Source organism: Tepidiphilus baoligensis, assembly GCF_012911495.1.
Taxonomy (GTDB): Bacteria; Pseudomonadota; Gammaproteobacteria; order Burkholderiales; family Rhodocyclaceae; genus Tepidiphilus; species Tepidiphilus olei.
Genome location: NZ_JAAAUB010000001.1, coordinates 1 through 20,050 on the forward strand (window position 1 = coordinate 1; position 20,050 = coordinate 20,050).

17 protein-coding genes and 4 tRNA genes are annotated in these 20,050 nt (G+C 62.5%); all 21 read left to right on the forward strand.

Annotated features, from left to right (window positions below):
- Window positions 1–89: 89 nt before the first annotated feature.
- The 21 genes from GV368_RS00005 (at window position 90) to rplW (ending at window position 20,044) form a co-directional block, all read left to right on the forward strand.
- Window positions 90–171, forward strand: a tRNA-Tyr gene (locus GV368_RS00005).
- 30 nt (window positions 172–201) lie between these two features.
- Window positions 202–275 (forward strand) — tRNA-Gly (locus GV368_RS00010).
- A 38-nt stretch (window positions 276–313) separates the two neighbouring features.
- Window positions 314–388: transfer RNA gene (locus GV368_RS00015), tRNA-Thr, on the forward strand.
- 62 nt (window positions 389–450) lie between these two features.
- Window positions 451–1,641 (forward strand): elongation factor Tu, encoded by a 1,191-nt coding sequence (gene tuf, locus GV368_RS00020; RefSeq protein ID WP_142803780.1) that lies wholly within the window; start codon window positions 451–453, stop codon window positions 1,639–1,641.
- A gap of 35 nt (window positions 1,642–1,676) precedes the next feature.
- A tRNA-Trp gene (locus tag GV368_RS00025) sits at window positions 1,677–1,752 on the forward strand.
- A 26-nt stretch (window positions 1,753–1,778) separates the two neighbouring features.
- Window positions 1,779–2,126, forward strand: a complete 348-nt coding sequence (secE, locus tag GV368_RS00030; protein ID WP_142803779.1) for a preprotein translocase subunit SecE — start codon at window positions 1,779–1,781, stop codon at window positions 2,124–2,126.
- Window positions 2,126–2,659, forward strand: coding sequence for a transcription termination/antitermination protein NusG (gene nusG / locus GV368_RS00035; protein WP_142803778.1), 534 nt, complete (start codon window positions 2,126–2,128; stop codon window positions 2,657–2,659). Before secE ends, nusG begins: the two co-directional genes overlap by 1 nt.
- Before the next feature lie 77 nt (window positions 2,660–2,736).
- Window positions 2,737–3,168 (forward strand): 50S ribosomal protein L11, encoded by a 432-nt coding sequence (rplK, locus tag GV368_RS00040; RefSeq protein ID WP_142803777.1) that lies wholly within the window; start codon window positions 2,737–2,739, stop codon window positions 3,166–3,168.
- A gap of 1 nt (window position 3,169) precedes the next feature.
- Entirely contained in the window at window positions 3,170–3,868 is a 699-nt protein-coding gene (rplA, locus tag GV368_RS00045; protein WP_142803776.1) for a 50S ribosomal protein L1, read from the forward strand.
- Between the two features lie 207 nt (window positions 3,869–4,075).
- Entirely contained in the window at window positions 4,076–4,600 is a 525-nt protein-coding gene (gene rplJ, locus GV368_RS00050) for a 50S ribosomal protein L10 (RefSeq protein ID WP_142811798.1), read from the forward strand.
- A gap of 51 nt (window positions 4,601–4,651) precedes the next feature.
- Complete coding sequence (gene rplL, locus GV368_RS00055) at window positions 4,652–5,038, forward strand: 50S ribosomal protein L7/L12 (RefSeq protein WP_142803774.1); 387 nt, start codon at window positions 4,652–4,654, stop codon at window positions 5,036–5,038.
- A gap of 142 nt (window positions 5,039–5,180) precedes the next feature.
- Window positions 5,181–9,320: a DNA-directed RNA polymerase subunit beta gene (gene rpoB / locus GV368_RS00060; RefSeq protein WP_169114483.1), complete on the forward strand. Its 4,140-nt coding sequence runs from the start codon at window positions 5,181–5,183 to the stop codon at window positions 9,318–9,320.
- Window positions 9,321–9,354: 34 nt separating this feature from the next.
- Window positions 9,355–13,557, forward strand: a complete 4,203-nt coding sequence (gene rpoC, locus GV368_RS00065; RefSeq protein WP_169114485.1) for a DNA-directed RNA polymerase subunit beta' — start codon at window positions 9,355–9,357, stop codon at window positions 13,555–13,557.
- Window positions 13,558–13,667: 110 nt separating this feature from the next.
- The gene (rpsL, locus tag GV368_RS00070) at window positions 13,668–14,045 is read left to right on the forward strand and encodes a 30S ribosomal protein S12 (protein ID WP_142803771.1); all 378 of its coding nucleotides are present in this window, start codon (window positions 13,668–13,670) and stop codon (window positions 14,043–14,045) included.
- A 39-nt stretch (window positions 14,046–14,084) separates the two neighbouring features.
- Entirely contained in the window at window positions 14,085–14,555 is a 471-nt protein-coding gene (rpsG, locus tag GV368_RS00075) for a 30S ribosomal protein S7 (protein WP_142803770.1), read from the forward strand.
- Window positions 14,556–14,647: 92 nt separating this feature from the next.
- Window positions 14,648–16,744 (forward strand): elongation factor G, encoded by a 2,097-nt coding sequence (fusA, locus tag GV368_RS00080; RefSeq protein ID WP_169114487.1) that lies wholly within the window; start codon window positions 14,648–14,650, stop codon window positions 16,742–16,744.
- Between the two features lie 37 nt (window positions 16,745–16,781).
- Complete coding sequence (gene tuf, locus GV368_RS00085) at window positions 16,782–17,972, forward strand: elongation factor Tu (RefSeq protein WP_169114489.1); 1,191 nt, start codon at window positions 16,782–16,784, stop codon at window positions 17,970–17,972.
- Window positions 17,973–18,044: 72 nt separating this feature from the next.
- Window positions 18,045–18,356 carry a 30S ribosomal protein S10 gene (gene rpsJ / locus GV368_RS00090; protein WP_028874999.1) on the forward strand — a complete coding sequence of 104 codons (312 nt, stop codon included), beginning with the start codon at window positions 18,045–18,047 and terminating at the stop codon, window positions 18,354–18,356.
- A gap of 111 nt (window positions 18,357–18,467) precedes the next feature.
- Window positions 18,468–19,106 (forward strand): 50S ribosomal protein L3, encoded by a 639-nt coding sequence (rplC, locus tag GV368_RS00095; RefSeq protein WP_142803767.1) that lies wholly within the window; start codon window positions 18,468–18,470, stop codon window positions 19,104–19,106.
- A 12-nt stretch (window positions 19,107–19,118) separates the two neighbouring features.
- The gene (rplD, locus tag GV368_RS00100; protein ID WP_142803766.1) at window positions 19,119–19,745 is read left to right on the forward strand and encodes a 50S ribosomal protein L4; all 627 of its coding nucleotides are present in this window, start codon (window positions 19,119–19,121) and stop codon (window positions 19,743–19,745) included.
- Window positions 19,742–20,044, forward strand: a complete 303-nt coding sequence (gene rplW / locus GV368_RS00105; protein ID WP_142811309.1) for a 50S ribosomal protein L23 — start codon at window positions 19,742–19,744, stop codon at window positions 20,042–20,044. The genes rplD and rplW overlap by 4 nt, the downstream gene beginning before the upstream one ends.
- The last annotated feature ends 6 nt before the right edge of the window (window positions 20,045–20,050 follow it).

The following is a 20,050-nucleotide window of genomic DNA, read 5'->3' on the forward strand; positions in this document are numbered from 1 at the left end:
ATTTTTTAGACAGGACCCTTGGTTTGATGCGATTGCCCTGGTGAGGCGTTGACTTTTTCTCGGGTATCCTTCACAATGCCGATTCTCGCGGAGGGGTACCCAAGCGGTCAACGGGAGCAGACTGTAAATCTGCCGGCTCAGCCTTCGTAGGTTCGAATCCTACCCCCTCCAAACGAACATGGCAGCGGTTTTGGGTATCGAGCGGGTGTAGCTCAATGGTAGAGCAGAAGCCTTCCAAGCTTAAGACGAGGGTTCGATTCCCTTCACCCGCTCCAGTCGAGCCTTAGGTCGTACGTACGCTCTCGTTGCGCACGCCCATGTAGCTCAGTGGTAGAGCACTCCCTTGGTAAGGGAGAGGTCACGTGTTCGATCCACGTCATGGGCACCACGAAACGGTACGTAACCAGTCATTCTTCTTCAGAGCGGGTCTCGGAAAAATAGGGGTCTTTCATGGCAAAAGCGAAGTTCGAGCGCACCAAGCCGCACGTGAATGTGGGCACGATCGGTCACGTGGACCATGGGAAGACGACGCTGACGGCGGCGCTGACGACGGTGCTGTCGAAGTACTACGGCGGCGAGGCGAAGAAGTACGACGACATCGACGCGGCGCCGGAAGAAAAGGCCCGTGGGATCACGATCAACACCGCGCACGTCGAATACGAGACGGAGAAGCGCCACTACGCGCACGTCGACTGCCCGGGCCACGCCGACTACGTCAAGAACATGATCACGGGCGCGGCGCAGATGGACGGTGCCATTCTGGTGGTGTCGGCCGCCGACGGTCCGATGCCGCAGACGCGCGAGCACATCCTGCTGGCGCGCCAAGTGGGCGTGCCCTACATCGTCGTCTACATGAACAAGTGCGACATGGTCGACGACCCCGAGCTGCTCGAGCTCGTCGAGATGGAAGTGCGCGAGCTGCTCTCCAAGTACGACTTCCCCGGTGACGAAGTGCCGGTGATCAAGGGCTCCGCGCTCAAGGCGCTCGAAGGAGACCAGAGCGAGATCGGCGAACCCTCGATTCTCAAGCTCGCCGAAGCGCTCGACACCTACATTCCCACGCCCGAGCGCGCCATCGACAAGCCCTTCCTGCTGCCGATCGAAGACGTGTTCTCCATCTCCGGTCGTGGCACGGTGGTCACGGGCCGGGTCGAGCGCGGCATCGTCAAGGTGGGCGACGAAGTCGAGATCGTCGGTCTGCGTCCGACGCAGAAGACCACGGTCACGGGCGTGGAGATGTTCCGCAAGCTCCTCGATCAAGGGCAAGCGGGCGACAACGTCGGGGTGCTGCTGCGCGGCACCAAGCGCGAAGACGTCGAACGCGGGCAAGTGCTCGCCAAGCCCGGGACGATCACGCCGCACACGCACTTCGAGTGTGAAGTGTACGTGCTCTCCAAGGAAGAAGGCGGGCGTCACACGCCGTTTTTCAGCAACTACCGGCCGCAGTTCTACTTCCGCACCACCGACGTCACCGGTGCCATCAAGCTGCCCGAAGGGGTGGAGATGGTGATGCCCGGTGACAACGTGAAGCTGGAAGTGAAGCTGATCGCCCCGATCGCGATGGAAGAAGGCTTGCGCTTCGCCATCCGTGAAGGCGGCCGTACCGTCGGCGCCGGCGTCGTCTCCAAGATCATCGAGTAAGCCGGTTTTTTGCCGGAGTCGTTTCCGGCAGTCGCAGGGGCATAGCTCAATTGGCAGAGCGTCGGTCTCCAAAACCGAAGGTTGGGGGTTCGATTCCCTCTGCCCCTGCCATTTCTCATTAGCGGACGGTCGTATCCATGGATCGCCTCAAATTTATCGCTGCACTGGTGCTGCTGGCTGCCGGCATCGCCGGTTTTTATGTTTTTGCCGATTTGCCGTCCGTGGCCAGGGGGGCACTGGTCGTGGTCGGCGTTCTCGCTGCGGGCGGGATCTCGTTGTTTGCCACCGAGGCGGGAGCGAAGTTTCGTGAGTTTGCGCGCGGGACCGTGGCCGAGGTGCGCAAAGTCGTTTGGCCCTCTCGCAAAGAGACGATCCAGTCGACGTTGATCGTCTTCGCCTTCGTGACTGCGATGGCGATTTTCTTGTGGTTGGTCGACAAGACCCTCGAGTGGGGTTTGTACGACCTGATCCTTGGGTGGAAGTGATGGCCAAGCGCTGGTATGTCGTACAGGCCCATTCGGGCTACGAGAAGCAGGTGCAAAAGGCGCTGCAGGAGCGCATCAAACGTGCCGGCATGGAAGACCTCTTCGGTCGCATTCTCGTGCCCGTGGAGAAAGTCATCGAAATGCGTGCGGGGCAGAAGACCGAGACCGAGCGCAAATTCTATCCCGGATACGTGCTCGTCGAGATGGAGATGAACGACGACACGTGGCATCTGGTCAAATCTTTGCCCAAGGTGTCCGGGTTCATCGGCGGCACGCCCACCAAGCCGGCCCCCATTCCCGAGCGCGACGTCGAGAAGATCCTGCAGCAGATGCAGGAAGGCGGCGAGAAGCCGCGTCCGCGCATCGTCTTCGAGCCGGGCGAGGTGGTTCGGATCAAGGAAGGGCCGTTCGCTGATTTCATGGGCACGGTGGAAGAGGTCGACTACGAGCGCAGCCGCCTCACCGTGGCCGTGACCATCTTCGGTCGCGCCACCCCGGTTCAACTGGAATTTTCCCAAGTCGAGAAGACCTGAGAAACCGCGGCACTGCCGCACCCCGAGGAGCCGCCCAAATGGGCGGCGTTTGCACTCACATTTAGGAGTCATCATTCATGGCGAAGAAAATCGTCGGCTATATCAAGTTGCAAGTGCCGGCGGGCAAGGCCAACCCCAGCCCCCCGATCGGCCCCGCGCTCGGCCAGCGCGGTCTCAACATCATGGAATTTTGTAAGGCTTTCAATGCCAAGACCCAGGGGATGGAGCCCGGCCTGCCGATCCCGGTGATCATCACCGCTTATTCGGACAAGTCGTTCACCTTCGTGATGAAGACGCCGCCGGCCACCATTCTCATCAAGAAGGCCATCGGCGTCCAGAAGGGCTCGTCCAAGCCGCACGTCGACAAGGTGGGCACCATCACACGAGCCCAGCTCGAGGAGATCGCCAAGACCAAGATGCCCGATCTCACTGCGGCGGACCTGGATGCGGCCGTGCGTACCATCGCTGGTTCGGCGCGCAGCATGGGCGTGACCGTGGAGGGGGTGTGACATGGCCAAACTCAGCAAACGCATGCGTGCCCTGAAGGAAAAGGTCGATCGCAACCGCGCTTATGCCTTGAGCGAGGCGCTCTCGCTCGCCAAGGAAACGGCGTTGGCCAAGTTCGACGAATCGATCGACATCGCCGTCAACCTGGGCGTCGATCCGCGCAAATCCGACCAGGTCGTGCGGGGCGCCGTGGTGCTGCCCGCCGGAACCGGCAAGTCGGTGCGTGTGGCCGTTTTCGCTCAAGGACCCAAGGCCGAAGAGGCCAAGGCTGCCGGAGCCGATCTGGTCGGCATGGATGACCTCGCCGAGCAGATCAAGGCGGGCAAGATCGATTTCGACGTCTGCATCGCCTCGCCCGACGCCATGCGCGTGGTCGGCCAGCTCGGTCAGATCCTCGGCCCCCGTGGCCTTATGCCGAACCCGAAAGTCGGCACGGTCACGCCCGACGTCGCCACCGCGGTGAAGAACGCCAAAGCGGGTCAGGTGCAGTTCCGTACCGATAAAAACGGCATCGTGCACGCCCCGATCGGCCGTGCCTCCTTCCCCGTGGAGGCGCTCGAGCAAAACGCCAAAGCGCTCATCGACGCGCTGATGAAAGCCAAGCCGGCAGCGGCGAAAGGCTCCTATCTGCGCAAGGTTGCGGTCTCGAGCACGATGGGCGTGGGCATCAAGGTCGATCCGGCCTCGGCCGTGCAGGCATAAAACAGAACTTTGGGCCGTCGCGATGGCATGCCGTCGCGGCGGGTTGTCAAAGACCGCTGGGGGTTCGCCTCAAACGCATCGTTGCGATGCGCCCAGCGTAGATGGCGTCACCCGAAGCAGGAACCTTCCGGTTCGCCGGAGCCGCTCCTGATGAAGGTCGCCGTGGCGCACCCCGGAAACGGGGTGCAGTAACCGTAGGAGTAGACCGTGGGACTCAATCTCGACGAGAAAAAGGCGATAGTCGCCGAAGTCGCGGCCCAGGTGGCCGGGGCGGGGGCGATCGTCGTTGCCGAGTACCGTGGTCTCGATGTCGCGCAAATCACCGAGCTGCGCAAGAGGGCCCGCCAATCGGGCGTCTATCTGCGCGTGCTGAAAAATACCCTGGTGCGTCGGGCGATTGCCGGGACTCCCTTCGAGTGCCTGGCCGATCGCCTCGTCGGCCCCCTGATCTACTGCATCGCTCCAGATCCGGTGGCCTGTGCCAAGGTGTTGCACGACTTTGCGAAGGATGCCGAAAAGCTCGTGATCAAGGGCGGCGCCATGCCCAACTATCCGCTCGACGTGGCGGGAGTGAAAGCCCTGGCGTCCATGCCGAGCCGCGAAGAGCTGCTCGCGACCTTGGTTGGCACGCTGCAGGCGCCGATCGCGAAGTTCGTGCGCACGCTCAACGAGGTGCCCGGCAAGTTCGTGCGCACGCTCGCCGCGGTGCGCGACGCGAAAGAGACCGCTTGACCCTTCATTACCCCTTTTTGCCATTCAGGCCAAACCCATCAGGAGTGAATCATGGCTTTGACGAAAGAAGAAATCCTTGACGCGATCGCCAGCATGTCGGTGCTCGAACTCTCCGAGCTCATCAAGGCGATGGAAGAGAAATTCGGCGTCTCCGCCGCTGCGGCCGTGGCCGTGGCCGCAGCGCCTGCCGCCGGCGGGGCCGCTGCCGCGCCTGCTGCCGAAGAGAAGACCGAATTCGACGTGATTCTGCAAGAAGCCGGTGCGAAGAAAGTCGAAGTCATCAAGATCGTGCGTGCGGCCACGGGCCTCGGCCTCAAGGAAGCCAAGGACCTCGTCGACGGCGCGCCCAAGCCCGTCAAGGAAGGCGTTTCCAAGGACGAAGCCGAGAAACTCAAGAAAGAGCTCGAAGCCGCCGGTGCCAAGGTCGAGGTCAAGTAATCGCCCCGAAGCCGTGCTGGAGGCTGGCGCCCACAGGGCGTCAGCCTTTTCGCGCTTGTGTCGTGAGAAGGCAGCACCGAGCCCGTCTTCGGCGGGCTGAGTCCTGTTTCCTCCCCCACGTCTGACATTGCCTGGAGCACTCATGGCGTACTCTTACACCGAAAAGAAACGCATCCGCAAGAGCTTTGCCAAGCAAAAGCCCGTCTTGGATGTGCCGTTTTTGCTGTCCACCCAGGTCGATTCCTACGCCGAATTCCTCCAGCTCGGAGTGCCGCCCGAGCAGCGTGAGAACAAAGGACTGCAGGCAGCCTTCAACTCCATCTTCCCCATCGTCAGCGTCACCGGCAATGCCCGGCTCGAATTCGTGCAGTATTTTCTGGGTGAACCGGTGTTCGACGTCAAGGAATGCCAGCTGCGCGGGCTCACTTACTGTGCCGCCTTGCGCGCGCGCGTGCGCCTGGTGTTGCTCGACAAGGCCACCAATTACGAGACGGTCAAGGAAGTGAAGGAGCAGGAAGTGTTCATGGGCGAGATTCCGCTCATGACCGAGAACGGCTCTTTCATCATCAACGGAACCGAGCGTGTCATCGTCTCGCAGCTGCACCGCTCGCCCGGCGTCTTCTTCGAGCACGACAAGGGCAAGACCCACTCTTCTGGCAAGCTACTCTTCTCGGCGCGCATCATTCCCTATCGTGGCTCTTGGATCGACTTCGAGTTCGATCCCAAGGATTGCCTCTACTTCCGGATCGACCGTCGCCGCAAAATGCCGGTCACGGTGCTGCTGCGCGCCATCGGCATGACGACCGAACAGATCCTCGAGACCTTCCATGATTTCGAAGACTTCCGGATCGAGAACGGGCGTTTCTACTACAAGATCGTGCCGGAGCGCCTGCGTGGTGAGATCGCCCGCTTCGAGATTCGCGACGCCGACGGCAACGTCATCATCGCCAAAGACAAGCGCATCAATGCCAAGAACGTGCGCGACCTCAAGCGTGCGGGCATCGAGGAAGTGGCGGTCGACGACGAATTCCTCTTGGGGCGCATCGTCGCCCGTGACCTGGTCGACCCCGAAACCGGCGAGATCATCGCGCGCGCCAACGACGAGATCACCGAAGAGGTGGTCGAGCGCCTGCGTCAATCCTCGCTCAAGGGATTCCAGACCCTGCTCGTCAATGACCTCGACCGCGGCCCCTATATCTCGCAGACCCTGAGGCTGGACGATACCACCGACGCCTGGTCGGCCAAGGTCGCGATCTACCGCATGATGCGTCCTGGCGAGCCGCCCACCGAGGAAGCGGTCGAAAACCTCTTCCAGGGTCTCTTCTATTCGCCCGATCGCTACGACCTCTCGGCGGTGGGGCGCATGAAGTTCAACAGCCGCGCCTATCCGCCGCTCGAGCAGCTCGACCCGAATTCGCCCGACTGGATCAAGCGTTTCTTCGAGCGCGTCGGCCCGAAAGGTGCCGAAGGCAAAGGGACGTTGGACGACGAAGACCTCATCGCCGTGATCGCGCTCCTCGTCGAGCTGCGCAATGGCCATGGTGAAGTCGACGACATCGACCACTTGGGCAACCGTCGCGTGCGCTGCGTCGGGGAACTCGCGGAGAACCAGTTCCGTACCGGGCTCGCCCGGGTCGAGCGGGCCGTCAAGGAGCGTCTGGTGCAGGCCGAAGCGGAAAACCTCATGCCGCACGACCTCATCAACGCCAAACCGATCTCGGCGGCGATCAAGGAGTTCTTCGGCTCGAGCCAGCTCTCCCAGTTCATGGACCAGACGAACCCGCTCTCCGAGATCACGCACAAGCGGCGTGTTTCGGCGCTCGGCCCTGGTGGCTTGACGCGCGAGCGTGCCGGGTTCGAAGTGCGCGACGTGCACCCGACGCACTACGGACGCCTGTGCCCGATCGAGACCCCTGAAGGCCCCAACATCGGCCTCATCAACTCGTTGGCGGTCTATGCCCGCACCAACAAGTACGGCTTCATCGAGACGCCGTACCGCAAGGTGGTCGATGGCCGGGTCACCGACGAGGTGGTCTATATGTCGGCCATCGAGGAAGGTTCCTATGTCATCGCCCAGGCGAACTCGGAAGTCGACGCCGAAGGCCGGCTCACCGGCGCGCTCGTCTCCTGCCGGCAGAAAGGCGAATTCGTCATGGTACCGCCGGAGCAGGTGCAGTTGATGGACGTGGCGCCGCAGCAGATCGTTTCGGTGGCTGCCTCCCTCATTCCCTTCCTCGAACACGACGACGCCAACCGTGCGCTCATGGGCGCGAACATGCAGCGTCAGGCCGTGCCCTGCCTGCGCCCCGAAAAACCGCTGGTGGGTACCGGCATGGAGCGCATCGCCGCAGCCGACTCCGGCACGGTCGTGCGCGCACGCCGCGGTGGGGTGGTCGACTACGTCGACGCCAAGCGCATCGTCGTGCGCGTGCACGACGACGAAACCGCTCCGGGCGAAGTCGGGGTCGATATCTACAACCTCACCAAGTTCACGCGCTCCAACCAGAACACCAACATCAGCCAGCGCCCCATCGTGCGCAAGGGTGATGTGATTGCCGCCGGCGACATCATCGCCGACGGGGCCTCGACCGACCTCGGCGAGCTTGCCCTGGGGCAGAACGTGCTCGTGGCCTTCATGCCGTGGAACGGCTACAACTTCGAGGATTCCATCCTCATCTCCGAGCGCGTGGTGGCCGAGGATCGTTTCACCTCGATCCACATCGAGGAGCTCACGGTGGTGGCGCGCGACACCAAGCTCGGTCCCGAGGAGATCACGCGCGACATCGCCTCCTTGGGCGAAGCGCAGCTCACGCGTCTGGACGAATCCGGCATCATCCACATCGGCGCCGAAGTCAAGGCGGGCGACGTGCTGGTGGGTAAGGTCACGCCCAAGGGCGAAGCCCAGCTCACGCCGGAAGAAAAACTGCTGCGGGCGATCTTCGGCGAGAAAGCCTCCGACGTGAAGGATTCCTCGCTGCGCGTGCCCACCGGCATGAGCGGCACCGTCATCGACGTGCTCGTCTTCACCCGTGAGGGCATCGAGCGCGACAAGCGGGCGCAGTCCATCATCGACGACCAGCTACGGGCCTATCGCAAGGACCTCAACGACCAGATGCGCATCTTCGAGCGCGACGCTTTCCAGCGTGTGCGCCGTCTGCTCGTCGGCCAGAAGGCCAACGGCGGTCCCAAGCGTCTGGCCAAAGGCAGCGTGATCGACGAGGCCTATCTCGATTCCCTCGAACCGTATCAGTGGTTCGACATCCGCGTCGAGGACGAGACGCTCGCCGCGCAGCTCGAAGCCGTGCGCGACGGCCTCGAGAAGATGCGCAAGGCCTTCGACGAAGCGTTCGAGCACAAGCGCCGCAAGCTCACCCAAGGGGACGAATTGCCCCCGGGTGTGCTCAAGATGGTGAAGGTCTATCTCGCCGTCAAGCGGCGGCTGCAGCCCGGTGACAAGATGGCCGGCCGCCACGGTAACAAGGGGGTGGTCTCCAAGATCGTGCCGGTGGAGGACATGCCCTTCATGGCCGACGGCCGCCCGGTAGACATCGTCCTGAACCCCTTGGGCGTGCCCTCGCGCATGAACATCGGCCAGATCCTCGAGACCCACCTCGGCCGCGCCGCACGGGCGCTGGGCGAGCGCATCGGTGAGATGCTGCGTCGCCAGGCCGCGGTGCAGGAAGTGCGCGAATTCCTCGAACGGATCTACAACGAACGCGGACACCGCGAGGCGCTCGGCGAGCTCACCGACGAGGAACTCCTCGAGATGGCGCGCAACCTCGAAAAAGGCGTGCCTTTCGCTTCGCCCGTCTTCGAGGGGGCCACGGAAGAGGACATCGCCGCCATTTTCCGGCTCGCCGGCATCGAAGGGACCGAACAGGTCACGCTCTACGACGGTCAGACGGGCGAGCCTTTCGAGCGTCCGGTCACGGTGGGCTACAAGCACATGCTGAAGTTGCACCACCTGGTCGACGACAAGATGCACGCGCGCTCCACCGGTCCGTACTCGCTGGTGACGCAGCAGCCGCTCGGCGGCAAGGCGCAGTTCGGCGGCCAGCGCTTCGGCGAGATGGAAGTCTGGGCACTGGAGGCCTACGGCGCGGCCTACACCCTGCAAGAGATGCTCACTGTCAAGTCCGACGACGTGGTCGGCCGCACCAAGGTCTACGAGAGCATCGTCAAGGGAGAGCACCGCATCATCGCCGGCATGCCCGAGTCCTTCAACGTGCTGTTGAAGGAAATCCGCTCGCTTGCGCTCGACATCGATCTGGAACGCTATTGATCAGGCGGAATGATCCCGCCAGGAGAACTCATCCATGACTAGCACTAGCTTGCTCGCCGACCTGTTCAAACAGTCGCTGCCGCAGGAAAACGAGTTCGATGCGATCACCATCCGGCTCGCCTCGCCGGAAAAGATTCGCTCGTGGTCCTACGGCGAAGTCAAGAAGCCCGAGACCATCAACTACCGCACCTTCAAGCCCGAGCGCGACGGCCTTTTCTGCGCCAAGATCTTCGGCCCGATCAAGGACTACGAGTGCCTGTGCGGCAAGTACAAGCGGCTCAAGTACCGCGGCGTGATCTGCGAGAAGTGCGGCGTCGAAGTGACCGTGGCGCGCGTGCGCCGCGAGCGCATGGGCCACATCGAGCTGGCCTCGCCCGTGTCGCACATTTGGTTCCTGAAGAGCCTGCCGAGCCGCCTCGGCCTGGTGCTCGACATGACGCTGCGCGACATCGAGCGCGTCCTCTACTTCGAAGCCTATGTCGTCATCGAGCCGGGACTCACGCCGCTCAACCGCGGCCAGCTCATGACCGAAGAGCAGTACCACGCCGCCTTCGAGGAATACGGCGACGATTTCGTCGCCATGATGGGGGCCGAGGCCATCCGCGAACTCCTGCGCACGCTCGACATCAAGCGCGAGATCGAGAAGCTGCGCGGCGAGCTCGAGACCACCGGGTCGGATGCCAAGATCAAGAAGCTCAGCAAACGGCTCAAAGTGTTGGAGGCCTTCAACAAGACCGGAATGCGCCCCGAATGGATGGTCCTCGAGGTGCTGCCGGTGCTGCCGCCCGACCTGCGCCCGCTCGTGCCGCTCGACGGCGGGCGCTTCGCCACCTCGGACCTCAACGACCTCTATCGCCGCGTCATCAACCGCAACAACCGCCTCAAGCGCCTGCTCGAGCTCAAGGCGCCCGACATCATCGTGTGCAACGAGAAGCGCATGCTGCAGGAGGCAGTCGATTCGCTGCTGGACAACGGTCGTCGCGGCAAGGTGATGACCGGGCCCAACAAACGGCCGCTCAAATCGCTCGCCGACATGATCAAGGGCAAGGGCGGGCGCTTCCGTCAGAACCTGCTCGGTAAGCGCGTCGACTACTCCGGCCGCTCGGTCATCGTCGTCGGCCCGCAGTTGAAGCTGCACCAGTGCGGCCTGCCCAAGCTCATGGCGCTCGAACTCTTCAAGCCCTTCATCTTCAACCGGCTGGAGAAACTCGGCTATGCCACCACCATCAAGCAGGCCAAGAAGATGGTGGAGAACCAGGAGCCGGTGGTCTGGGACATCCTCGAAGAGGTGATCTACGAGCACCCGGTGCTGCTCAACCGCGCCCCGACCCTGCACCGCCTGGGTATTCAGGCCTTCGAACCGGTGTTGATCGAGGGCAAGGCGATCCAGCTGCACCCGCTGGTGTGTACGGCGTTCAACGCCGACTTCGACGGCGACCAGATGGCCGTGCACGTGCCGTTGTCGCTCGAAGCCCAGCTCGAGGCGCGCACCCTGATGCTCGCCTCGAACAACGTCTTGTCGCCTGCCAACGGTGAACCCATCATCGTCCCCTCGCAGGACATCGTGCTGGGTCTTTACTATGCCACGCGCGAATCGGCCGTGGCCAAGGGCAGCGGCATGATGTTTGCCGACGTCGCCGAAGTCAAGCGTGCCTTCGAGACGGGAGTGGTATCGCTGCACGCTCGCATCACCGTGCGCATCAAGGAGTACGACCTCGGCCCCGACGGTGAGCCGATCGAGCGCATCACCCGGCGAGAGACGACCGTCGGCCGGGCGATCCTCTCCTCGATTCTGCCCCCCGGCTTGCCGTTCGAGCTCATCGACCAGCCGCTCAAGAAAAAGACCATCTCCAAGCTCATCAACCATGCGTACCGCAATTGCGGGCTCAAGGCCACGGTGATCTTCGCCGACAAGCTGATGACTACCGGCTATCAGCTCGCCACCCGCGGCGGCATTTCCATTGCCATCAAGGACATGCTCGTTCCGCCGCAGAAAGAGGAGATCATCCGCAAGGCCGAGGAAGAGGTCAAGGAAATCGCCCAACAATACGCTTCGGGTCTGGTGACGGCGGCCGAGCGCTACAACAAAGTGGTCGACATCTGGGGTACGGCGGTCGATCAAGTAGCCAAAGCGATGATGGAGCAACTGGCCAAGGAGAAGATCGTCACCGAAGATGGCAAGGAGATCGAGCAGGAATCCTTCAACTCCATCTACATGATGGCCGACTCCGGCGCGCGCGGCTCTGCTGCCCAGATCCGTCAGCTCGCCGGCATGCGCGGCCTCATGGCCAAGCCCGACGGCTCGATCATCGAAACCCCCATCACCACCAATTTCCGCGAGGGGCTCAACGTCCTGCAGTACTTCATCTCGACGCACGGCGCGCGTAAAGGTCTGGCCGACACGGCACTCAAAACCGCCAACTCCGGTTACCTCACGCGGCGGCTGGTCGACGTCACCCAGGATCTGGTCGTCACCGAAGAAGATTGCGGCACCCACGAAGGCTTTGCCATGAAGGCCCTCATCGAAGGCGGTGAAGTCATCGAGCCGCTGCGCGACCGTATCCTCGGGCGTGTGGCTGCCGACGACATCATCGATCCCGATACGCAGGCCACCCTCATCGAGGCGGGTACGCTGCTCGACGAGAAACTCGTGGCTCTCATCGACGAGAAAGGGATCGACGAGGTCAAGGTGCGTAGCCCGCTCACCTGTCAGACGCACTTCGGCGTGTGCGCCAAGTGCTACGGGCGCGATCTGGGGCGTGGTGGTCTGGTCAACGTCGGAGAGGCGATCGGTGTCATCGCCGCACAGTCGATCGGCGAGCCGGGTACCCAGCTCACCATGCGGACCTTCCACGTCGGTGGTGCCGCCTCACGAGCGGCCGCGGTCTCGGGAGTGGAGGCCAAGTCCGGCGGGACGGTGCGTTTCTCCTCGAACATGCGCTACGTGGTCAACGAGCGCGGAGAAAAGATCGTCATCGCCCGCTCGGCCGAAGTGCTGATCCTGGACGATGCCGGCCGTGAGCGCGAGCGCCACAAGGTACCTTATGGCGCTACCTTGTACATCGATGATGGCCAGGTGGTCAAGGCGGGGGTCAAACTCGCCGCTTGGGATCCGCACACCCGGCCGATCATCAGCGAATACGCTGGCACGGTGCGGTTCGACAACGTCGAAGAAGGCATCACGGTCGCCAAGCAGGTCGACGAGGTCACCGGTTTGTCGACCCTGGTGGTCATCGATGCCAAGCAGCGCGGATCGAGCGCCAAGATCGGACGGCCGCAGATTCGCCTACAGGACGAGGCGGGCAACGATGTGCGCATTCCCGGGACCGATCATCCCTTCATGCTCACTTTCCCGGTGGGCGCCATCATCACGGTGCGTGAAGGGCAGTATGTCGGCGTGGGCGAGGTGCTCGCCCGTATTCCTCAAGAATCGGCCAAGACCCGGGACATCACCGGGGGTCTGCCGCGCGTGGCCGAGCTCTTCGAAGCCCGTTCGCCCAAGGATGCCGGCATGCTCGCCGAAGTCACCGGCACGGTCTCGTTCGGCAAAGAGACCAAGGGCAAACAGCGCCTCATCCTCACCGAGCCGGACGGCACCACCCACGAGTTTCTCATCCCGAAGGAAAAGCGTCTCTTGGTGCACGATGGCCAGGTCGTCAACCGGGGTGAGCTGATCGTCGATGGACCGGTCGATCCGCACGACATCCTGCGTCTGCAAGGCGTCGAGGCGCTCGCGCGCTACGTCATCGACGAGGTGCAGGACGTCTATCGCCTGCAGGGGGTGAAGATCAACGACAAGCACATCGAGGTGATCGTGCGGCAGATGCTGCGTCGCGTCGTCATCACCGATCCCGGTGACAGCCGTTTCCTGCGTGAGGAGCAGGTCGAGCGCTCGGACGTGCTGATCGAAAACGCTCGTCTGGAGAAAGAGGGCAAGATCCCGGCGCGATTCGAGAACGTGCTGCTCGGTATCACCAAGGCGTCTTTGTCCACCGACTCCTTCATCTCGGCGGCCTCCTTCCAGGAAACCACGCGGGTGCTCACCGAAGCCGCGATCATGGGCAAGCGCGACGAGCTGCGCGGGCTCAAAGAGAACGTCATCGTCGGTCGGCTCATTCCTGCGGGTACGGGCTTGGCGCATCACCGGGCGCGTCGTCAGCGCACCCAAGCGCAGTCGGCCGAGAGCGCCTGGGCGCAGATCACGACCGGGGCCGCCTCGAGTCAGGCCGAAGGATGAGAACGATGGGGTGTGCTTGACGCACACCCCTTTTCAAGATAACATCGCGCGTTTATCGAACCGGCCAATCGTAGTCGGGTCGCCGAATCGCCAACGAAGGAAAAGAAACTATGCCGACGATCAACCAGCTCGTGCGCAAACCGCGTACCCGCGTCCGGGAGAAGAGCGCCGCTCCGGCGCTGGAATCCTGCCCGCAGCGGCGTGGAGTGTGCACCCGCGTCTATACCACGACGCCGAAAAAACCCAACTCGGCCTTGCGTAAGGTCGCCAAGGTTCGACTCACCAACGGCTACGAGGTCATCGCCTACATTGGGGGTGAAGGGCATAACCTGCAAGAACACTCGGTGGTGCTGATCCGTGGCGGCCGGGTGAAAGACCTGCCGGGGGTGCGCTACCACATCGTCCGCGGCTCGCTCGATCTTCAAGGCGTCAAGGACCGCAAACAGGCCCGTTCGAAGTACGGTGCCAAGCGTCCCAAGAAAGCCTGATCGGTTCGAAACGTCATCTAGAAATCGCGAGAGGTCGAAATGCCCCGTCGTCGTGAAGTTCCCAAGCGTGAGATTCTGCCGGATCCGAAATTCGGCAACCAGAACGTCTCCAAATTCATCAACGTGATCATGGTCTCGGGCAAGAAGTCCGTGGCCGAACGTATCGTCTACGGTGCCTTCGAGGCGATCGCCGCCAAGGGGGGGAAAGATCCTCTGCAGGTTTTCAGTGCGGCGATCGAAAACGTCAAGCCGGTGGTCGAAGTCAAGAGTCGTCGTGTCGGTGGTGCCAATTATCAAGTGCCGGTGGAAGTGCGGCCGTCGCGGCGCCTCGCCTTGTCGATGCGTTGGCTGCGTGATGCGGCGCGCAAACGCTCCGAGAAGTCCATGGCGCAGCGGCTGGCCAATGAACTGCTGGAGGCCGCCGAAGGGCGTGGTGCCGCCATGAAGAAGCGTGACGAGGTTCACCGCATGGCCGAGGCGAACAAGGCCTTTGCGCATTACCGTTATTGATCGCAAATCCATGGCGCGGCGGGCCCCATCGAGGCTGGCCCGCTTTTGCGTTTTCGACGAACGATATTTTGGAACTCTTGGCGGGAAACGACGTGGCACGCAAAACACCCATCGAACGCTACCGTAACATCGGTATCTCGGCGCACATCGACGCCGGTAAAACCACGACCACCGAACGCATCCTGTTCTACACCGGGGTCAACCACAAGATCGGGGAGGTGCACGAAGGCGCCGCCACCATGGACTGGATGGAACAGGAGCAGGAGCGGGGCATCACCATCACTTCCGCCGCCACCACCTGTTTCTGGCGCGGCATGGAGATGCAGTTCCCCGAACACCGTTTCAACATCATCGACACCCCGGGGCACGTCGACTTCACCATCGAAGTCGAACGCTCGATGCGCGTGCTCGACGGGGCCTGCATGGTCTACTGCGCCGTGGGCGGCGTGCAGCCCCAGTCCGAGACCGTGTGGCGTCAGGCCAACAAGTACAAGGTGCCGCGTCTGGCTTTCGTCAACAAGATGGACCGCCAAGGGGCCAATTTCTTCAAGGTCTACGAGCAGATGCGCGCCCGCCTCAAGGCGAACCCCGTGCCGATCGTCATCCCCATCGGGGCAGAGGATTCGTTCGCCGGCGTGGTCGATCTCATCAAGATGAAAGCGATCGTCTGGGACGAGGCTTCCCAGGGCACCAAATTCGAATACCGCGACATTCCCGCCGAACTGAAGGATCAGGCGCAGGAGTGGCGCGAGAAGATGCTCGAGGCTGCCGCCGAGGCGAGCGAGGAGCTCATGAACGAGTACCTCGAAAACGGCGACCTGCCCGAGGCCAAGATCGTCCAGGGGCTGCGGCTGCGCACCATCGCCACCGAGATCCAGCCCATGCTGTGCGGCTCGGCCTTCAAGAACAAGGGCGTGCAGCGCATGCTCGACGCGGTCGTCGAATTCCTGCCCTCTCCGGTCGACATCCCGCCGGTTCAGGGAACCGATTTCGACGGCAACGTCGTCGAGCGCCGTGCGGCCGACGACGAGAAATTCTGCGCCTTGGCGTTCAAGCTGATGACCGACCCCTTCGTCGGTCAGCTCACCTTCCTGCGCGTCTATTCCGGTACGCTCAACTCTGGCGACACGGTGCTCAACGCCAACAAGAACAAGAAGGAGCGCATCGGGCGTCTGCTGCAGATGCATGCCAACGAACGCAACGAGATCAAGGAAGTGCTCGCCGGCGACATCGCTGCCGCCGTGGGTCTGAAGGAAGTCACCACGGGCGAGACTTTGTGTGATCCGAGCGCCCCGATCAAGCTCGAATCCATGGTCTTCCCCGAGCCGGTGATCCACGTCGCCGTGGAGCCCAAGACCAAGAGCGACCAGGAGAAAATGGGCGTGGCGCTGCAGCGCCTGGCGATGGAGGATCCGTCCTTCCGCGTGCGTACCGACGAGGAATCCGGTCAGACCATCATCTCCGGCATGGGCGAGCTGCATCTCGAGATCATCGTCGATCGCATGCGCCGCGAATTCAACGTCGATTGCAACGTCGGTGCGCCGCAGGTGGCCTACCGCGAGACCATCCGCAAGTCAGTCGAGCAGGAAGGAAAATTCGTCAAGCAGACGGGCGGCCGTGGTCAGTACGGTCACGTCTGGCTGCGCGTCGAGCCGAACGAACCGGGCAAGGGCTACGAGTTCATCGACGCCATCAAGGGCGGGGTCGTTCCTCGTGAATACATCCCGGCCGTCGACAAGGGAATACAAGAGGCGATGCAAAGCGGAGTGCTCGCCGGCTTCCCCGTGGTCGATGTCAAGGTCACTCTCTTCGACGGTTCGTATCACGAAGTCGACTCCAACGAGAATGCCTTCAAGATGGCTGGTTCCATCGCCTTCAAGGAAGGGATGAAGAAGGCCAATCCGGTGTTGCTCGAACCCATCATGGCGGTGGAAGTCGAGACCCCCGAAGAGTTCATGGGCAACGTCATGGGCGATCTTTCCGGGCGCCGCGGCGTCATCCAGGGTATGGACGACCTTCCCGGTGGCATCAAGTCCATTCGTGCCGAGGTGCCGCTCGCCGAGATGTTCGGTTATGCCACCCAGCTGCGTTCGCTCACCCAGGGGCGTGCCACCTACTCGATGGAATTCAAGCACTACGCCGAAGCGCCCAAGTCCGTTGCCGAGGCGGTGATCAACAGCCGGAAGTGAGCGGTTTTTCTTTATCACGTTTGCAAGGGGAAATACGATGGCAAAAGCGAAGTTCGAGCGCACCAAGCCGCACGTGAATGTGGGCACGATCGGTCACGTGGACCATGGGAAGACGACGCTGACGGCGGCGCTGACGACGGTGCTGTCGAAGCACTACGGCGGTGAGGCGAAGAAGTACGACGACATCGACGCGGCGCCGGAAGAAAAGGCCCGCGGGATCACGATCAACACCGCGCACGTCGAATACGAGACGCCGACGCGCCACTACGCGCACGTCGACTGCCCGGGCCACGCCGACTACGTCAAGAACATGATCACCGGCGCGGCGCAGATGGACGGTGCCATTTTGGTGGTCTCGGCCGCCGACGGCCCGATGCCGCAGACGCGCGAGCACATCCTGCTGGCGCGCCAGGTGGGGGTGCCCTACATCGTCGTCTACATGAACAAATGCGATATGGTCGACGATCCCGAGCTCCTCGAGCTCGTGGAAATGGAAGTGCGCGAGCTGCTCTCCAAGTACGACTTCCCTGGCGATGACGTGCCGGTGATCAAGGGTTCGGCGCTGAAAGCGCTCGAAGGCGACCAGAGCGAGATCGGCGAGCCCTCGATCCTGAAACTCGCCGAGGCGCTCGACACCTACATCCCCACGCCCGAGCGCGCCATCGACAAGCCCTTCCTGCTGCCGATCGAAGACGTGTTCTCCATCTCCGGTCGTGGCACGGTGGTCACGGGCCGGGTCGAGCGCGGCATCGTCAAGGTGGGCGACGAAGTCGAGATCGTCGGTCTGCGCCCGACGCAGAAGACCACGGTCACTGGCGTGGAGATGTTCCGCAAGCTCCTCGACCAGGGTCAGGCGGGTGACAACGTCGGGGTGCTGCTGCGCGGCACCAAGCGCGAAGACGTCGAGCGCGGTCAGGTGCTTGCCAAGCCCGGGACGATCACGCCGCACACGCACTTCGAGTGTGAAGTGTATGTGCTCTCCAAGGAAGAGGGCGGGCGTCACACGCCGTTTTTCAGCAACTACCGGCCGCAGTTCTACTTCCGTACCACCGACGTCACCGGCGCGATCAAGCTGCCCGAAGGGGTGGAGATGGTGATGCCGGGCGACAACGTCAGGCTGGAAGTGAAGCTGATCGCCCCGATTGCGATGGAAGAAGGCTTGCGCTTCGCCATCCGTGAAGGCGGTCGCACCGTCGGCGCCGGCGTCGTCTCCAAGATCATCGAGTAATCGTTTTGCTGCTCTGACCCGGCGGGACATTCCCCGCCGGGTTTTTCTACCTTTCGCTCTTTGGAATGAATCATGAACAATCAGAAGATCCGCATCCGCCTCAAGGCATTCGACTATCGCTTGATCGACCAGTCCGCGCACGAGATCGTCGAGGCGGCCAAGCGCACTGGGGCCGTCGTTCACGGCCCGATTCCTTTGCCGACCAAAATCGAACGCTACAACGTACTGCGCTCGCCGCACGTGAATAAAACCTCGCGTGACCAGTTCGAGATCCGTACCCATCGGCGCCTCATGGACATCGTCGAGCCCACGGACAAGACCGTCGATGCCTTGATGAAGCTCGACCTCCCTGCCGGGGTGGACGTCGACATCAAGCTGATGTAAGCCTTGCCTTGCATTAGAGATCGATCCGGCCTATAATTGCGCGTTTACCCACTTCGGCGGGTTTTATTTCGTACACGTCCGGTCAATCGTAACCGGTTCGAGGAGAACAACATGAGTCTAGGCCTTGTCGCTCGCAAGGTGGGCATGACTCGGATTTTCACCGACGATGGTCAGTCCATTCCGGTGACCGTGCTCGAAGCCTCCGCCAACCGCGTGACGCAACTCAAAACGCCAGAGACCGATGGCTATGCAGCCGTCCAGGTCGGTTTTGGCGCGCGAAAGCCTTCGCGCACCACCAAGCCGCTCGCCGGGCATTTCGCCAAGGCGGGCGTCACTGCGGCGCGTGTCTTGCGTGAATTCCGCGTCGCCCCCTCCGATCTCGCCTCGTTGCAGCTCGGCCAGGAGCTTTCCGTGACGATGTTCCAGCCGGGACAGAAAGTCGACGTCACCGGTCGCTCCATCGGTAAAGGGTTCGCCGGCGCGATCAAGCGCCACAACTTCAGCTCCAACCGTGCCTCGCACGGGAACTCGATCACTACGCGCGCGCCCGGCTCCATCGGTATGGCGCAGGATCCCGGTCGCGTCTTCCCCGGCAAGCGCATGGCGGGGCATTTGGGCGACGAGACCGTCACGGTGCAGAATCTCGAGATCGTGCGCGTCGATGCCGAACGCAATCTCCTGCTCGTCAAGGGGGCGGTTCCCGGTGCCAAGGGCGGCGACGTGATCGTGCGCCCGGCGGTCAAAGGCTAAGGCGAGGTGGATATGGAACTCAAGCTATTGAATGCGCAGGGTCAGCCTGCCGGAACCACTCAGGTCTCCGACGCGCTCTTCGCCCGCCCTTACAACGAAGCGCTGGTGCATCAGGTCGTCGTCGCTTATCAGGCCAATGCCCGTCAAGGTACGCGCGCTCAGAAAGATCGTTCCCAGGTGCATCACTCCACCCGTAAGCCCTGGCGGCAGAAGGGGACGGGGCGTGCGCGCGCAGGGATGACTTCCAGCCCCCTGTGGCGGCATGGCGGAAAGATTTTCCCCAGTTCGCCGGACGAGAATTTCAAGCAGAAGGTCAACCGTAAGATGTACCGCGCGGCAATGGCCACCATCCTGTCGCAGCTCGCCCGCGAAGAGCGCCTGGCGGTGATCGACGATTTCCGCGTCGATGCGCCCAAGACCAAACTCGTGGCACAAAAGCTCAAGGAAATGGGGCTTGCGGGGACGCGCGTGCTGCTGATCACCGACGAGCTCGATGAGAATCTGCTGCTCGGCAGCCGCAACCTCAAAGATGCGCTGGTGCTGGCGGCGCACGAGACCGATCCGGTGGCTTTGGTGCACTTCCCGAAAGTGCTCCTCACCAAGGGCGCCGTGGCCAAATTCGAGGAGATGTGGCAATGACGATCAGCGAAGAACGCCTCTATCAGGTTCTGCTCGGACCGCAGATTTCGGAAAAAGCCACGATGCTCGGGGAGCGTCTCAATCAAGTGGTATTCCGCGTCGCGCGCGATGCCACCAAGCCCGAAATCAAGGCCGCCGTCGAGAAGCTCTTCGAGGTCGAAGTCGAGGGCGTGCGGGTGCTCAACGTCAAAGGCAAGGAGAAACGGACGGGGCGAATCACGGGCCGCCGTGCCGGTTGGAAGAAAGCCTTCGTCTCGCTCAAGCCGGGCCAAGAGCTCAGCTTCATGGCCGGGGAGTAAACCATC

What these genes read in the sequence shown, in the direction of transcription:
- tuf (WP_142803780.1), top strand. Translation starts at nt 451, where the DNA reads ATGGCAAAAGCGAAGTTCGAGCGCACCAAGCCGCACGTGAATGTGGGC.
- secE (WP_142803779.1), top strand. Translation starts at nt 1,779, where the DNA reads ATGGATCGCCTCAAATTTATCGCTGCACTGGTGCTGCTGGCTGCCGGC.
- nusG (WP_142803778.1), top strand. Translation starts at nt 2,126, where the DNA reads ATGGCCAAGCGCTGGTATGTCGTACAGGCCCATTCGGGCTACGAGAAG.
- rplK (WP_142803777.1), top strand. Translation starts at nt 2,737, where the DNA reads ATGGCGAAGAAAATCGTCGGCTATATCAAGTTGCAAGTGCCGGCGGGC.
- rplA (WP_142803776.1), top strand. Translation starts at nt 3,170, where the DNA reads ATGGCCAAACTCAGCAAACGCATGCGTGCCCTGAAGGAAAAGGTCGAT.
- rplL (WP_142803774.1), top strand. Translation starts at nt 4,652, where the DNA reads ATGGCTTTGACGAAAGAAGAAATCCTTGACGCGATCGCCAGCATGTCG.
- rpoB (WP_169114483.1), top strand. Translation starts at nt 5,181, where the DNA reads ATGGCGTACTCTTACACCGAAAAGAAACGCATCCGCAAGAGCTTTGCC.
- rpoC (WP_169114485.1), top strand. Translation starts at nt 9,355, where the DNA reads ATGACTAGCACTAGCTTGCTCGCCGACCTGTTCAAACAGTCGCTGCCG.
- rpsL (WP_142803771.1), top strand. Translation starts at nt 13,668, where the DNA reads ATGCCGACGATCAACCAGCTCGTGCGCAAACCGCGTACCCGCGTCCGG.
- rpsG (WP_142803770.1), top strand. Translation starts at nt 14,085, where the DNA reads ATGCCCCGTCGTCGTGAAGTTCCCAAGCGTGAGATTCTGCCGGATCCG.
- tuf (WP_169114489.1), top strand. Translation starts at nt 16,782, where the DNA reads ATGGCAAAAGCGAAGTTCGAGCGCACCAAGCCGCACGTGAATGTGGGC.
- rpsJ (WP_028874999.1), top strand. Translation starts at nt 18,045, where the DNA reads ATGAACAATCAGAAGATCCGCATCCGCCTCAAGGCATTCGACTATCGC.
- rplC (WP_142803767.1), top strand. Translation starts at nt 18,468, where the DNA reads ATGAGTCTAGGCCTTGTCGCTCGCAAGGTGGGCATGACTCGGATTTTC.
- rplD (WP_142803766.1), top strand. Translation starts at nt 19,119, where the DNA reads ATGGAACTCAAGCTATTGAATGCGCAGGGTCAGCCTGCCGGAACCACT.
- rplW (WP_142811309.1), top strand. Translation starts at nt 19,742, where the DNA reads ATGACGATCAGCGAAGAACGCCTCTATCAGGTTCTGCTCGGACCGCAG.